Source organism: Cytobacillus sp. Bac17, from assembly GCF_024519925.1.
Lineage (GTDB): Bacteria > Bacillota > Bacilli > Bacillales > Cytobacillaceae > Cytobacillus > Cytobacillus pseudoceanisediminis.
Map to the genome: position 1 here is coordinate 56,346 of NZ_JALJRC010000010.1, position 13,643 is coordinate 69,988.

Annotated in this window: 16 protein-coding genes; 12 read left to right on the forward strand and 4 right to left on the reverse strand. The window is 40.7% G+C overall.

Annotated elements, in window-relative coordinates:
* Positions 1-19 precede the first annotated feature (19 nt).
* On the forward strand, positions 20-628 hold the full coding sequence (locus NR125_RS13840; protein WP_256815508.1) for a hypothetical protein: 609 nt from the start codon (positions 20-22) through the stop codon (positions 626-628).
* A 10-nt stretch (positions 629-638) separates the two neighbouring features.
* Here NR125_RS13840 and NR125_RS13845 read toward each other — a convergent pair whose 3' ends face one another.
* Positions 639-1,517 (reverse strand): AraC family transcriptional regulator, encoded by an 879-nt coding sequence (locus NR125_RS13845; RefSeq protein ID WP_009334259.1) that lies wholly within the window; start codon positions 1,515-1,517, stop codon positions 639-641.
* A gap of 106 nt (positions 1,518-1,623) precedes the next feature.
* On the opposite strand from NR125_RS13845, the gene NR125_RS13850 reads away from it, so the two are divergent.
* The 5 genes from NR125_RS13850 (at position 1,624) to NR125_RS13870 (ending at position 8,183) form a co-directional block, all read left to right on the forward strand.
* Positions 1,624-2,577, forward strand: coding sequence for an EamA family transporter (locus NR125_RS13850; protein WP_009334260.1), 954 nt, complete (start codon positions 1,624-1,626; stop codon positions 2,575-2,577).
* Positions 2,578-2,831: 254 nt separating this feature from the next.
* On the forward strand, positions 2,832-3,833 hold the full coding sequence (locus tag NR125_RS13855) for an LLM class flavin-dependent oxidoreductase (protein ID WP_009334261.1): 1,002 nt from the start codon (positions 2,832-2,834) through the stop codon (positions 3,831-3,833).
* A gap of 502 nt (positions 3,834-4,335) precedes the next feature.
* Entirely contained in the window at positions 4,336-5,898 is a 1,563-nt protein-coding gene (locus NR125_RS13860) for a spore germination protein (RefSeq protein WP_009334262.1), read from the forward strand.
* Between the two features lie 24 nt (positions 5,899-5,922).
* Positions 5,923-7,014 carry a spore germination protein gene (locus NR125_RS13865; protein WP_009334263.1) on the forward strand — a complete coding sequence of 364 codons (1,092 nt, stop codon included), beginning with the start codon at positions 5,923-5,925 and terminating at the stop codon, positions 7,012-7,014.
* A complete protein-coding gene (locus tag NR125_RS13870; RefSeq protein ID WP_009334264.1) occupies positions 7,011-8,183 on the forward strand; it encodes a Ger(x)C family spore germination protein in 1,173 nt (390 codons plus the stop codon). Before NR125_RS13865 ends, NR125_RS13870 begins: the two co-directional genes overlap by 4 nt.
* A 325-nt stretch (positions 8,184-8,508) precedes the next feature.
* Here the strand turns inward: NR125_RS13870 and NR125_RS13875 are convergent, their stop codons facing one another.
* Both NR125_RS13875 and NR125_RS13880 read right to left on the reverse strand, forming a co-directional pair.
* A complete protein-coding gene (locus tag NR125_RS13875; protein ID WP_198286706.1) occupies positions 8,509-8,661 on the reverse strand; it encodes a hypothetical protein in 153 nt (50 codons plus the stop codon).
* Between the two features lie 29 nt (positions 8,662-8,690).
* Positions 8,691-8,945, reverse strand: coding sequence for a hypothetical protein (locus tag NR125_RS13880; protein ID WP_256815510.1), 255 nt, complete (start codon positions 8,943-8,945; stop codon positions 8,691-8,693).
* A gap of 141 nt (positions 8,946-9,086) precedes the next feature.
* Here NR125_RS13880 and NR125_RS13885 point away from each other — a divergent pair, with 141 nt between their 5' ends.
* The gene (locus tag NR125_RS13885) at positions 9,087-10,091 is read left to right on the forward strand and encodes a LysM peptidoglycan-binding domain-containing protein (protein WP_083805701.1); all 1,005 of its coding nucleotides are present in this window, start codon (positions 9,087-9,089) and stop codon (positions 10,089-10,091) included.
* A gap of 32 nt (positions 10,092-10,123) precedes the next feature.
* On the opposite strand, the gene NR125_RS13890 is transcribed toward NR125_RS13885, so the two are convergent.
* A complete protein-coding gene (locus NR125_RS13890) occupies positions 10,124-10,348 on the reverse strand; it encodes a hypothetical protein (protein ID WP_009334268.1) in 225 nt (74 codons plus the stop codon).
* Between the two features lie 194 nt (positions 10,349-10,542).
* Between NR125_RS13890 and NR125_RS13895 the strand changes: the two genes are divergently transcribed.
* The 5 genes from NR125_RS13895 (at position 10,543) to NR125_RS13915 (ending at position 13,568) form a co-directional block, all read left to right on the forward strand.
* Positions 10,543-10,968 (forward strand): VOC family protein, encoded by a 426-nt coding sequence (locus NR125_RS13895; protein ID WP_019381306.1) that lies wholly within the window; start codon positions 10,543-10,545, stop codon positions 10,966-10,968.
* 43 nt (positions 10,969-11,011) lie between these two features.
* Positions 11,012-11,431 (forward strand): hypothetical protein, encoded by a 420-nt coding sequence (locus NR125_RS13900; protein ID WP_009334270.1) that lies wholly within the window; start codon positions 11,012-11,014, stop codon positions 11,429-11,431.
* 119 nt (positions 11,432-11,550) lie between these two features.
* Positions 11,551-12,108 carry a GNAT family N-acetyltransferase gene (locus tag NR125_RS13905; protein WP_019381308.1) on the forward strand — a complete coding sequence of 186 codons (558 nt, stop codon included), beginning with the start codon at positions 11,551-11,553 and terminating at the stop codon, positions 12,106-12,108.
* Positions 12,109-12,323: 215 nt separating this feature from the next.
* On the forward strand, positions 12,324-12,968 hold the full coding sequence (locus tag NR125_RS13910; protein WP_009334271.1) for a DUF6944 family repetitive protein: 645 nt from the start codon (positions 12,324-12,326) through the stop codon (positions 12,966-12,968).
* Positions 12,969-12,980: 12 nt separating this feature from the next.
* Positions 12,981-13,568 carry a DUF6944 family repetitive protein gene (locus NR125_RS13915; RefSeq protein WP_009334272.1) on the forward strand — a complete coding sequence of 196 codons (588 nt, stop codon included), beginning with the start codon at positions 12,981-12,983 and terminating at the stop codon, positions 13,566-13,568.
* Positions 13,569-13,643 lie beyond the last annotated feature (75 nt).

Sequence of the window (13,643 nt, forward strand, 5' to 3'; positions counted from 1 at the left end):
TTTGATAAGGAGATACGTTATGTCTAATCAAAAAATCTATATACTCCTTACGGATACCGGAACGTTATTTACACGGCTTATTAAGCTTTACACAAAAAAGCCGTATAATCATGCTTCTATCTCACTCGATCCTGAATTAAAAGAAGTTTACAGCTTTGGCAGAAAAACGGCGAAAAATCCATTCATAGGCGGTTTTGTTAAAGAAAATATACGAGGAGAATTTTTTAGTGATTCAAGATGTACAGTCATTAGCTGCTCTGTTACAGATGCACAGCAGAACAAGCTTAAAGCATTCATAAATAAGATAGAATCTGAGAAAGACGATTACAGCTATAATCTGCTTGGGCTTTTTGCAATCATGTTTAATAAACAACTCTCCAGAAATAATGCTTTTTTCTGCTCCCAATTTGTAGCAACTGTCTTACAGAGGTGTGAGATTGTTCATTTTACTAAACCAGCCTCGCTGGTTATACCGCATGAGTTTATGGAAATGGAAGATTTCCAGGTTGTTTTTCAGGGAAACCTGAAAGAGTATTTTCTGAATAAAGACAGCCGGACCATAGAAATAAACACATACATTTCAGCCCATGAGCAGGAACAGTTCGGACAATCAATGGCCATTTCCTAATGTGCTGCAATTAATTTCGATTCTTTTTATACGCTAAAGGAGTCATATTCATAGACTTGCGGAATTTTTCAATAAAGTAACTGCTGCTGTTGAATCCTACTTTAAAGGCAACTTCTGTTACATTCGAGTCTCTCTCTTGAAGCAGGGGGAGACTTTTTTGTATGCGATAATGAATCAAATAGTTAATGGGTGTCGTCTTTAAGATTTTTTTAAAGTATCTGCAGCATTCTGAATTGCTCAGTCTGCCGGCTTTGGCAATATCCCCAAGAGTGATTTTTTCTGCGAAATGCTGATGGATCCAATTCAGCATTTCCTTCATCCGCATATGCTTTTCAACTTCAGCCTGGCTGAATTCCAATTGGAAGCCGTTCCTGATTAACTGCTGCCAGATAAATGTCAGCAGACTGGTTATGTTAATCTCATAAAATGGAGAAATCTCATTAATCAATTTCTTAATTTCCATGATGCTGTCTAATATGTTTTTCCCCCATTCCTCTCTGGGGTTCAGGGATATGTAAGAAAGGTTTGTTGCTGATATGTATGGATAAATATAGCTGCTGAATAATTCCTGCGGAAGCAGGAAATGAGGGGAGACATTTAAACAAATATAGACGCAATCTCCGCTAACATCCTCGGCGGAATGAAGACACCCGCTATTGATGAAAATGCCGTCTCCTTCTTTTACCGCCAATTTTTCTTCATTGATATGGACCATAGCTTCACCTTTTACAGTAAGGATAAATTGAATCTCCTCATGCCAGTGTAAAGGGATTTTGCCTTGGATATTATCTCCAATCTTCGTTTCGTAGCAGGCTACCGGCAACACCACCGTCCTGTGTCTCGTCAGTTCTTTCAGGCTTTTATCCACTTTAAAATCTTTAATCTGCAAAAAAGACACCTCAATATCGTTATATTTTTTTATTATATTTAGCTATATTTATCACAGGATTTGGATTATTATAACACTATTATTATATTTAAGGGTGGAATTTAACATGAATGGACGTTCAAGGAGCACGGGTTTATTGCTTGTTATTTTTGGAGCTTCATTTTGGGGTGTTGGCGGAACAGTTGCTCAAAAGCTTTTTCAGGAATTTGGAATCTCTGTTGATTGGCTAGTAACTGCCCGGCTTCTGACAGCGGGCATTCTTCTGTTAGCCGTACAATTTTTAATGAAAGACCGCTCACAGGTATTTGGAGTCTGGAAGAATAAAAGGGCGGCCATCATGCTCTTAATTTTTGGCCTCGCAGGAATGCTGGCTGTGCAGTATACCTATATGGCTTCTATTCATCATGGCAATGCGGCTGTTGCCACATTGCTTCAATATCTGGCACCGGCTATGATTATTATTTACCTGGTTCTGCGGAAACAATCGGTATTTTCGAGACAGGATTTTGTAACGGTTTCCCTTGCCCTGGCAGGATGCTTCTTTCTATTGACTAACAGTTCCGTTTCTCAGCTGTCCGTACCGGCACCTGCTATTGTGTGGGGTGTTCTATCTGGTGTGGCACTCGCGTTTTATACTTTGTATGCCATCCCGCTGCTGAAGGAATATGATTCCCTTGTCGTGGTTGGATGGGCGATGGTCATTGGCGGATCTGCATTGAGTTTAATCCATCCTCCATGGCAAATGGATTTCGGCAGGTTAACGGCTGAAGCTGGACTGTACTTGTTTTTTGTCATTATATTTGGAACGATGCTCGCATTCTGGTTTTATATTGAAAGTCTCCAAACCCTTTCTCCAACGGAAACCAGTCTTCTAAGCAGCCTGGAGCCCCTCGCGGCAGTATTTACTACCGTTATGTGGCTGAATGAACCATTCGGCATGTTCCAATGGGCGGGTACTGCCTGTATCTTTGGCATGATTCTGCTGCTGGCTTTGAATAAACAGAAACCAGCAAAGAACAGTGGTTGTGCTGAAAACGAAGAACCGCTAAAAGTGAGTTGAGAACCAGTCCCTTTAGAAGGAGGCTGGTTTTTTCTTCCTTCTGTTGGGGTAAAAGCTGAGATTGGACATCAAAACGATTTCGCTTATAAAATAAGGCTTTCTTACAAAAATCGAAAGAAAATCGCTCTTAACCTCTATAATTTCAAAACTTAATAAATTCTCCTCTATAATTTTGCTCACACTAAGCATTATATTTTGCTAAATTTATTTCGGTTGTTAAAATAAAATCAATTCTTCATGAAGGAGATTATAAAATGACTAATATACAAATACCTGTTTCTGTTTTGAACCTTGCCCCGATACGAGAAGGGAAGGACAGCAGGCAGGCGATCGAGGATCTTGCCGATCTGGCTCAGGCAACAGAGGAGATGGGCTACAAACGCTATTGGATAGCGGAGCATCATAATACGCCAACACTGGTCAGTTCTGCCACTGCAATTTTAATAAAACATGTATTGGAACATACAAAAACCATTCGCGTTGGCTCTGGCGGAATTATGCTGCCGAACCATGCACCATTAGTTGTTGCTGAGCAATTCGGAACGATGGCGACCATTTATCCGGATCGTGTCGACCTTGGTCTCGGAAGGGCGCCTGGAACGGATATGATGACGGCTAATGCGCTTCGCCGCTCGAAAAATGATTCTGTTTATACATTCCCGGACGATGTTAAGCAGCTGCTGGCATACTTTGGTCCATTAGAGGAGCAAAGCTATGTAAAAGCACATCCGGGAGTGGAAACTAATATTCCGATTTATATTCTTGGCTCTTCGACAGATTCTGCCTATTTGGCTGCTGAGCTGGGGCTTCCTTATGTATTTGCCTCACACTTTGCTCCAAGATGGATGGAGGATGCCATCCGGATCTACCGTGCCAACTTTAAGCCTTCGAAGTACCTCGAAAAACCATATATGATGGTATGCTTAAATGTCATTGCAGCGGAAACCGATGAGGAAGCCGAATTCTTATCAACCACAATGAAGCAGTTCTTCTTGAATGTTGTCAGAGGGACTTCCATGAAATTGAGCCCGCCAGTCAAGGATCTGGATTCGATCTGGAACCCAATGGAGAAGGAAGCGGCAGAGGGAATGTCAAGCGTGACCTTTATGGGGAGCAAAGAAACAGTCAGGGGGCAGCTGGAGCAGTTCCAGGATATGTACAATGTCGACGAAATCATGGCGGTTTCTTATATCTATGATGAAGAAAAACAAAAACGTTCATATGAAATATTTAAAGAAATTACAGACGGCAAATGAGCGGGGAAATTATTCCCCGCTTTTTTTTATTTAAAATTTGTTAAAGTCTTAAACGTCAATAACGGTCTAGCGGAAGCAGCCTGCCCCCTCAAGGTAACAAGTAAATCCTTGCTTTTTGGGAGTGCGAAAGGCGATTCCGCTTTTTGTATTTCTCGGGAAAGCGCAGGATTAGACTTTTCTTGCGCTGAAAGGTCGGAAAATGACTCTTTGTGGCGGAATTGATACGCTTACCTGAAAAAAATAAAAGACTGCATCGGGAACTCTATAAAAATTTCTTTAAATATGGTATTTGAATGGATGTTTGTATGTAAGAAGTGGAAGCCTAATCACAGCAGAAACATGATTTTAGCTTATTTAAAGGGTGAATAAAATGTGGAAAGCCATCGTTTCCCATCTGCCTGATTTGGAAATTTTCTTGCAGAGTTTTGCAGTGATCATTATACCGTTAGGGATTTTTAGGTTTTTTCACAAAATCGGACCCTCAAAGGAGGGTTCCTGAAAAATGAAAATGTCCCAAATAAACAAAAAACCTTTAAAAACCAATACCATGAAACATGTAAATCGGAATGAGGATGAAGGCCCTTATGAACTAACCGGTGAAATTCAAAGGGATATTCAACTATTTAAAAAGGAAATCGGACATAATTCGGACGTTCATTTTAGGGAGTTTAATATTGGGCTAACGAGTATACGGGCAGTACTAATCTATGTTGAGGGCCTTTCGGATAAAGAACTGATTGATAAACATATCATGAAGTCGTTAATGCAGGATTTTACAGGTGCAAAGGGTTATGGAAGACACGAGGCAGAATACAAATTTACAGTCGATTTTATAAAAAATCATATTCTGTCCCTTGGTGAAATCTATACTGCCTCCATGATAAAAGATACGGTGCCGAAAATTTTAAAGGGATCAGCTGTACTGCTCCTCGACGGAGCCTCTGAAATGCTTATATTGGGTATTGCAAATGGGAAAACAAGGAATATTGAAGAGCCTGTTTCCGAGCAGGCTGTCAGAGGACCACGTGAGGGCTTCACAGAAAATATCAGCGATAATACAGCTCTCTTAAGGAGAAACGGCGGAACAGAAAAACTGATATTTTCTAAGTTTATAGTCGGAAAGCGCTCTAAAAAAGACCTTATTGTAGCTTATATTGAAGATATTGCTAATCCTGCAATAGTTGAGGATGTTATGTCCAGAATTCAGAAAATTGACATCGATAATGTGATGGAATCTGGATATGTTGAACAGCTTATCGAGGATAATTATATGAGTCCTTTTCCACAAGCGCAGAATACTGAGCGTCCAGATAGAGTAAATGCTGCTTTAATGGAAGGGCGGGTGGCCATTCTCCTGGATGGCACTCCTTTTGCACTCCTTGTTCCAGTAACATTCAGCATGATGGTGCAAGCATCTGAGGATTATTATGAACGTTGGTATTCAGGCTCGCTTATTCGATTATTGCGTTTTCTTGCAATCTTTATTTCACTTTTTGGTCCAGCGCTCTACATCTCATTTGTTTCGTTCCATCAGGGCTTGATCCCGACGAAATTAGCGATGTCCATTATTGGCACCAGGGACGGGGTACCTTTTCCTTCTATAATAGAAGCTCTGATTATGGAAGTGGCAATTGAAATACTCCGTGAGGCGGGTTTGAGGCTGCCTAAGCCAATTGGACCGGCAATCGGGATTGTCGGAGCTTTAATTATTGGTGAGGCAGCAGTTTCAGCTGGAATAGTCAGTCCAATTATGGTCATAGTTGTTGCGGTTACAGCCATTTCATCTTTTGCTATTCCTGAATATAGCTTGGGGATTTCTCTGCGTTATCTTCGTTTTGCCTGCATGTTTTTTGCTGCTGTTTTTGGATTATATGGAGTTATTTTATTTTTCCTTTTTCTCAGCAGTCATTTAGTCAAGCTTAAAAGCTTTGGCGTACCCTATATTAGCCTGGCAGTCCCATACCGTCTGAGTGACTGGAAAGACTTTATAGTACGGTTCCCTTTAAAGGTCTTGAAACAAAGACCAAGTATGATGCACCCGAAAGATCCCACCCGGAAAGGATAGACTATTTCACAGGAGGTTATCCGCTTGAAAATTGGTTCAAAGGAAAAGCTTTCAAGTCCTCAAGCAGCTGTCATCCTGGTTAATTATATTCTAGCTGCAGGCATACTTACTTTACCGCGATCCTCTGCAGAAAAATTGGAGTCGCCTGATGTTTGGATAACAGTAATTCTTGGTGGTCTATTTGCAATGGGGGCAGGGGTAATAATCGTAAAGCTTAGCCAAAGGTATCCCGGCAGGACTATTTATAAATACAGTCAGGAAATTGCAGGCAAATGGGCAGGCAGTTTCATCGGCTTGATTATTATTATTTATTTCTTTAGCCTTGCTGCCTATGAAATAAGGGTACTTTCAGAAGTAACAAGTCTATTTTTGCTTGAAGGCACCCCTATTTGGGCGATCATTATGCCTTTTATGTGGATAGGCCTTTATCTGATCGGCGGCGGTATTGATCCAATTGCCCGTTTATTTGAATTGATTCTTCCAATTACCGTAATCATCTTTCTGATTGTCATAAGCATGAGTATTGGAATCTTTGAACTTGATAATCTCCGTCCGGTACTGGGCTCGGGAATTACTCCTATAATAAAAGGGGTGAGTACAACCGTTGTCGCTTTTTTAGGAATAGAGATTATGCTTATTATTGTGGCTGTTATGGATAAGCCTGCCCAGGCAGTGAAAGTAGTTTTGATTGGCACAGGAACTTCGATGTGCTTTTATTTGATCACGGTGGTGATGGTTATAGGAGGGCTGTCTGTGGATGGCGTTTTAACGAAAACCTGGCCCACAATTGATTTGATCAGGAGCTTTGAAATTCAAGGGCTCATTTTTGAAAGATTCGAGTCTTTATTGCTGACAATTTGGATTATGCAAATCTTTACTACCTTTACCATCACCTTTTATGCGGCTTCGCTGGGCCTTTCTCAAATTTTTAGAAAGAAGATCGGCCCATTTCAGTTTGGCTTGCTGCCTGTTATCTATCTGATAGGCATGATTCCTGCAAATATGAATGAAGTGTTTGCAATGGGGGACATGATCGGATTTTCAGCATTATTTTTATTTGGTGTTCTGCCCCTGGCATTGCTAATCATTTCAAAAATAAAGGGTGCTAAAGCATGAAACTGACTCAGAATGTCCTAATTATTATACTGGCGGTTATATCTTTATCCGGCTGCTGGAGCAGCAAAGAAATCGAGGAACTTGGACTGATAATAGGAACGGCAATTGATTTGGAAACAGAAGGGGAAGCAGATGATTGGGAAAGCGGAATTGCCAACGGGAATATCTTCAGACTAACGAATCAGCTTATTACGGCAGAGACAGCCAATAATGCAACCAATGGCGGGCAATCACAGGTAAGAGCTTATAAAAATATTACGGAAACAGGAGATGCGGTTCTCCCTGCGCTGAGAAATATGATTCTGCGGATTGACAAGCGTGCTTTTGGTGAACATGCCAAAGTAGTCGTTATAGGGGAGGAACTTGCCCGCGGCTACAATCTTAAACAGGTTTTGGATTTTTTTCGCAGAGAACAGGAGATGCGACCAAGCACGCTAATTGTTATTGCCAAAGGCAGTGCAAGTAAAACTCTGGAATCTGCTGAACCAACTGTAATTCCTGCAATCCAGCTTGTCGAAATGATACAAGGTATGGAACGGACTACGAAAATCCTGACTCCCACGCCAATCGCTAAAATAGAAGGGCAGCTGAATTCAGGAAATAGCTTTTTAATACAGACAGTTGCGACTGATAATAACGATAGAAAACTTACAGGTGCTGCAATGATTGACGGTAATACGAAAACCCTCCGCGCATTCTTAAATGATACGGAAACTGAAGGAGTAACCTGGATAAAAGGAGAAGGGAAAGGCGGGCTAGTAAGGAGCTCTGATGAAGAAGCAAGTCAGCCAATTGTATATGAGAGTTTGTCGATGAAAAGTAAAATAAAACCTTCTGTAAAAGGAGATTCGATTTCTTTCACGGTTAAAATTGAAACTGAAGGGCGTATAGGGGAGCATTGGGATATCGGTGGAAAAGCATTTGACAGCAAATACATGAAAAGGGCGGAAAAAGCTACAGAAAAAGAAATTGAGCGTTTGGTGAAAAGTGTACTGGAGAAAACGCAGGGTGAGTATAAAATGGATGTGCTGGGATTTGGAAGAAGCCTTCAAATCAGCTATCCTCAGGTATGGAATAAAGTTAAAGATAATTGGGATGAAACCTTTAGCGAAATACCGGTTGATTTCAGCATTAACGTCTCAATAAAAGAAATGGGTACATCCGGCTAATTAAGGGAGGCTGCCATTTTAGTGCAGCTGCCCTTTTATGGTTCAATATATTCTTCTTTATAGAGGGCAGGATTGGCTGCAGTATTCAAACTCTGTGCAGACGCCCACAATTTCGCCAGGAATCGCGGCATTATCTGCTGTGAAGGAAGAGTGCCATATCTCGAAAAGTAAACAAACAGTTTTAAATAAGTTCTTGCATTATGGGGCAGGTGAATTTCCCTTGCGTAGTAATCATTTTCCGTGGTGGTCGCAAAAGACGGGTTTCAAAGCCTGAAATAAACCTTGTACTCTTACCGTTATATTCATTTTGAATATAATGGATTTTTTAAATAATCGTGGGATCATCCGAGCCATCATAATTGGCCAGTCTGGCCTGCCGAAATGCGGGAACAGAAGACAGGTTTTCTGATATACCCAAAGCGTGGGCATATGCTTTATCATGTCCTTCATATAGAGGCTTGATATTTACATTCTCCATGATATCCACTAGCGGAAATTCCTCATTTCTCAAATACGGCGGCCTGAATATTTGTCTTCAAAGCTTAAGCCATCGAGTGAATCACAAACTAATGAAGTGAAAAAATACCACTGCCCATTGTTATCCAGGCTGACATCATAATCCTGTCCATCTTTTTCAATCTGGAAATCAGTAAAGCGGTCTTCACGGTCGAAAGTAAAATCTAAGTGCTCTTTTTCTGCTTGCCTGAATCCAAATGGAATCTGAATCGGTACACAAACCTCTGAGAAGTATTGATTTTTCATGTAATCCACACCTTGCATTCTTTTTTTAAATTTTCCCTGCTATCGAAAATACCCTGCAGAATTCTTAGTCATGCCAAAAAGTAAGGATAAATTCCTTTAGTTATATAAAAATAATAAAAACGAATGGAAAGGACACCGAGAATGAAAAAATGCATTTTTCTAGTCATCACTCTTTCATTAATCTGGCAATTCAATTGGACATCTGTACACGCCGAAAACAATCCCCGCAATATTTATGAGGTAAAGCAGGGGGATACCCTGACAATGATTGCAAAAAAATATGGATCAACAGCAGGGGACTTAAAGCAATATAACGGCTTGCAGTCAGACAGACTTTTAATAGGACAAAAGCTCCGTGTTCCAATCATGTACAAAGTGGCACGCGGGGATACACTCTGGAAGCTGGCGGGAAAATTCGATTCCGCCGTGCCGATTATTAAAGAAGCTAATGGGCTATCTGCCGACGGCTTGAATGCAGGGCAAAAATTAAAAATTGTTCCTAAGAAATTAGCCATGGATGGAAAGTTCGTCCTCATGACGAGAGAGGAATTCCGGGATTGGATATTCAATCAGAAATTTACGAGAAAAGTGGCCAAAGTTCAGCAGCATCATACCTATCAGCCATCTTACAAACAGTTCAATGGCTCAAATCATTTTGCTTTAATGAAGGGTATGGAAGAGTATCATGTAACCGGGATGAAGTGGAGTATGATCAGCCAGCAGCTGACCACTTTCCCGGATGGAAAGGTGGCTGTGGGAAGGCCGTTCGATATAGCGCCGGAAGGATCATTCGGACTGCAGAATAAAGAAGCTATGCACAAGATCGAAGCGGATGCGATAGCGATTGAAAATCTCGGGAATTTTGATGATAATCATATGACTGCTGAACAAAAAGAAACGATCGTGACAGTCACAGCTCTCCTGATGCTGAAATATGGCCTTGCGCCATCCATTGACAGCATCACCTATCATCATTGGTGGGATATTAACTCCGGAGAACGGGTGCTGGATAGCAGTCATGGACATGCAGTGAAAACGTGTCCCGGCACTGAATTTTTTGGCGGTAATTCTACTGCAAGCGCTAAGAATAATTTATATCCACTAGTTCGGAAAAAAATGCAGGAAATCAGAGGAACATTGCACTAATGAGAAAAACCCGCAGCTGGTGCGGGTTTTTCTCATCGTTTTTTCTTTTTCTTTTTATCATCTTCTGCTGCAAGCTTTGCTTTATTTACACTTTCGAGCTCTACTTGCACATGGATTTTACTTTCCGCGACTGCCGTTACGCTGGTCACTTTGCCTTTGCGTCCTTTGATTTTAACCTCTTCGCCTTGATTTGGGACACTTTTGCGAAGCTGATTTAATAAAACATTTCTCCCATCAAGATAATACACCGTAAACATTCTCATCACACCTTTTTTCTATGGAATGTGGTACAAGTTATTGCACCTTTCCTATAAAATATAGGCTTAGTGATAAAAATAGACCGATTATATTTATTTTTTCAAATAATAGTTGCGAACGTATGTTCTTTGTAGTAAAATTAAATTTGTAATAAATGTTAAGAAAAATGAAAAAATTAGGGGAGCTGATTAGAATGACAGTTAAAGTAATTCCTTATTTAGTGATGGACGGAAATGCGAATGAAGCGATTGAATTTTACAGAGAAGCGCTAGAAGCGGAAGTTCTGTATAAGCAAACATTTGAGGAAGGGCCGGAAAACCCTGAATATCCACTTCCTGATGAAGCAAAGAACCGCATTATGCATGCAACGGTAAAGGTTGGGGAGAATGAAATCATGTTTAGTGATACATTCCCTGGCCAGAATCATCAAATAGGCAATCAGGTGACCATTTGCCTCTCTACATCAGATTCTCAAAAATCGAAGAAATTCTTTGAAGCTCTGCAGCAGGGCGGGCAAGTGACGATGCCTCTTCAGGAAACATTTTTCAGCCCTTCATATGGCAGCGTTATCGACAAATTCGGAGTGAATTTTCAAATTTATACTGAAGGCGAGCATTGATTCGGGAAAAATAGAAGCCACTCCATATAATAGGAGTTAGAAAATGAGCATCGTTAATTATCTTGGCTGTAATGTTCTACTGCCAGTCAGTGATCCTGAGAGTGATGATGAGATCATAATAGGTGATTTCTTCTCAGATGAAGATATGAGGGCAGAGGTACATAAACATCTGTCAGCAAAATATATCTACGAGGTATCCTCTAGTCAACACGGCAGCATTTGGTTTAATAAATACTACAAAAAAGACTATCCAAAAGGGCATGAAGAAGGGCAGCAAATTTTCAAATTGCTATGTGCTTTTTTAGATCAGCACCTTGCATCAGGGGATTATTGTGAACTGTATACCTGCTGGGTTGGTGACGAATCGGAAGAACCTGAATACAAAGACTGTATTAACCTTCATGAATTTGATATCGATAAGATTGAAGTATTTGAAAAATCATTGCTTGTTATCAACAAATAAATGTCTGTTTGAGCCATTCTTTTATGGAGGAGGAATAGGCTCTTTTTTGTGGAATTGTTTAATTTTAGCATACTCAAGTTCATGATAGAATTATTTATCAAGTGAGAAAGGGAACTTTTATGATAATAAAATCAAAAGAACACATAGTTAATAATCTGAACTACATTATTAGATCTGCAGTCGAGGAAGATGCAAAGGAACTTTCTAAAGTAAGGGTGCAGATTGATGGCGAAACGGAGAATATGGACCGGGAAGCAGGCGAAGCATTTATAGATGAAACAGGTTTTAAAGAGTTAATTAATAAAGATTCCATGAGTAGCCGGAATATATTCCTGGTTGCTGAAGTGAATGGTAAAATTGCCGGCTTCTCCAGATGTGAAGGCAGCGAACTGAAAAGAAGCGGTCATAAAGTTGAATTTGGTGTATGTGTTCTCAAGGAATTCTGGGGCTTTGCTATTGGAAAAAACCTATTAGCACAATCTATTCAATGGGCGGACTCTAATCATATTAAGAAGATTACTTTAAATGTTCTTGAAACAAACGAGAAAGCGATAAAGCTGTATGAGCAAAATGGCTTTGAAATAGAAGGAATATTAAAAATGGATAAGCAGCTGTCTGATGGCAACTATTACAGCACCATCGCAATGGGAAGGATTAATGATAATACTCTAAGATGAATATTTTTCCTCCAAAGAAAGAAAAGAACATGAAGGAGCTAAAGCATAAAACACGGAGGAGCCGGCACGAAGCACTTTGGCTCGATGTTTCCTTGGATATCAAACCCCAGTTTACATGCTTGGACCCCGGCACTGCTTCCTGTCATTTCCGCAACTCCGTACCCCTTATTTATGAATTGAATATAATTTAACATACGTCAGCTAAGGAGTATGTTATGGACAATCAACTAAAAGAGATCGTCGGAGCCACTTTAGCTGCGATCGGAACGATCATTTCAGCTGTCTCAACCATACCCGTAAAGTCAAAAAAAATGGAAAAACTTTTTGATGGGCTTGATATCGTGGGAAACAGCCTCCAAGGAACAGGTAACGCTCTTCAGGCGGATGGGCAAAGCGGGCCATCACTTGAAAAGGTCGGCAATGAGATACAGGCAATCGGAAATAGTATAGTCATTGCCGGATTAACTTTGGATTTAAAGGAAGACAATGAGGATAAATTAGTGATCGCAGGGAATTGGCTTCAGGCTCTTGGCGGCGCCGCAGCACTTGGAGATGAATTTGAAGATCCCACTGCAGCCGGACAGCTTTTTAATATTAATGGAAACTTGCTTCAATCAATTGGCAACTCCCTTCAGGCATATGGAGGCACGATAAATCTCAGGGAAAAAGAGCGGGGAGATTCGGGAGAAAGCGCAAATAACATTATAGCCGTTGGAAGCTGGATTCAGGCAGTCGGCTCTGTTTTATCAGTAATCGGCCAGCTTCAGGAGGAAAATCAGGAGATTTCTTCTGATAGCAGTGAAGAAAACAATGAACCTGACTCAAAAACTTCTGTGTGGCTAAATGAAGAACTTCTTTAGAGAGGGGTAATCATGTATCTAGAAGGAGATGAGCTATTAACAATCGGAGCTTATTTTTTGGTTGCGGGCACATTTATTTCTGCGATTGGTGAAACCATGAAGCCAGATGAAAACAATTTGAACAAAAAATTAATCCGGGACGGTAACGGAGTCCAGGCGGTTGGCAATAGCCTGCAGGGATTTGGAAGGATAAGTGCAGCTGAAGGAAATGAAGAAGCTGCAAATCTATATGGAATTATCGGGAGCTTTACCCAGGCAAGCGGCAATTCCATCAACACTGCCGCAAACAATATCGAAATACAAAATCCATTAGTTTCTGTGGCAGGCTTTAATTCACTGGGCAGTACCATTCAATCGATGGGGGCAGCTTTGGAAGCTGCGGGAGTTGCAAACTCGGAAAATAATATACTCAGCAATCTCGAGACTCTGGGCTACTCATTAATTTCCGTATCGGCCATCCTCGACGCTATAGGAATTCTAATAGAAGATGAAGAGAGTATCCAAAAAAGACTGCTTCTGGCTGCAGGAGGATGGCTGGAATTCATTGGTGCCTCTCTTGGCGCCTATGTAATAATCAAGGCAGCTGAGGAAACAGCATGATTTTACATTAATAGAGAAAATAAACGTTTATCATGATGATATCAGTTGATATATGTAGAATATCAATATGCTAGC

What these genes read in the sequence shown, in the direction of transcription:
- NR125_RS13840 (WP_256815508.1), top strand. Translation starts at nt 20, where the DNA reads ATGTCTAATCAAAAAATCTATATACTCCTTACGGATACCGGAACGTTA.
- NR125_RS13850 (WP_009334260.1), top strand. Translation starts at nt 1,624, where the DNA reads ATGAATGGACGTTCAAGGAGCACGGGTTTATTGCTTGTTATTTTTGGA.
- NR125_RS13855 (WP_009334261.1), top strand. Translation starts at nt 2,832, where the DNA reads ATGACTAATATACAAATACCTGTTTCTGTTTTGAACCTTGCCCCGATA.
- NR125_RS13860 (WP_009334262.1), top strand. Translation starts at nt 4,336, where the DNA reads ATGAAAATGTCCCAAATAAACAAAAAACCTTTAAAAACCAATACCATG.
- NR125_RS13870 (WP_009334264.1), top strand. Translation starts at nt 7,011, where the DNA reads ATGAAACTGACTCAGAATGTCCTAATTATTATACTGGCGGTTATATCT.
- NR125_RS13875 (WP_198286706.1), bottom strand. Translation starts at nt 8,661, where the DNA reads ATGGAGAATGTAAATATCAAGCCTCTATATGAAGGACATGATAAAGCA.
- NR125_RS13880 (WP_256815510.1), bottom strand. Translation starts at nt 8,945, where the DNA reads ATGAAAAATCAATACTTCTCAGAGGTTTGTGTACCGATTCAGATTCCA.
- NR125_RS13885 (WP_083805701.1), top strand. Translation starts at nt 9,087, where the DNA reads ATGAAAAAATGCATTTTTCTAGTCATCACTCTTTCATTAATCTGGCAA.
- NR125_RS13890 (WP_009334268.1), bottom strand. Translation starts at nt 10,348, where the DNA reads ATGTTTACGGTGTATTATCTTGATGGGAGAAATGTTTTATTAAATCAG.
- NR125_RS13895 (WP_019381306.1), top strand. Translation starts at nt 10,543, where the DNA reads ATGACAGTTAAAGTAATTCCTTATTTAGTGATGGACGGAAATGCGAAT.
- NR125_RS13900 (WP_009334270.1), top strand. Translation starts at nt 11,012, where the DNA reads ATGAGCATCGTTAATTATCTTGGCTGTAATGTTCTACTGCCAGTCAGT.
- NR125_RS13905 (WP_019381308.1), top strand. Translation starts at nt 11,551, where the DNA reads ATGATAATAAAATCAAAAGAACACATAGTTAATAATCTGAACTACATT.
- NR125_RS13910 (WP_009334271.1), top strand. Translation starts at nt 12,324, where the DNA reads ATGGACAATCAACTAAAAGAGATCGTCGGAGCCACTTTAGCTGCGATC.
- NR125_RS13915 (WP_009334272.1), top strand. Translation starts at nt 12,981, where the DNA reads ATGTATCTAGAAGGAGATGAGCTATTAACAATCGGAGCTTATTTTTTG.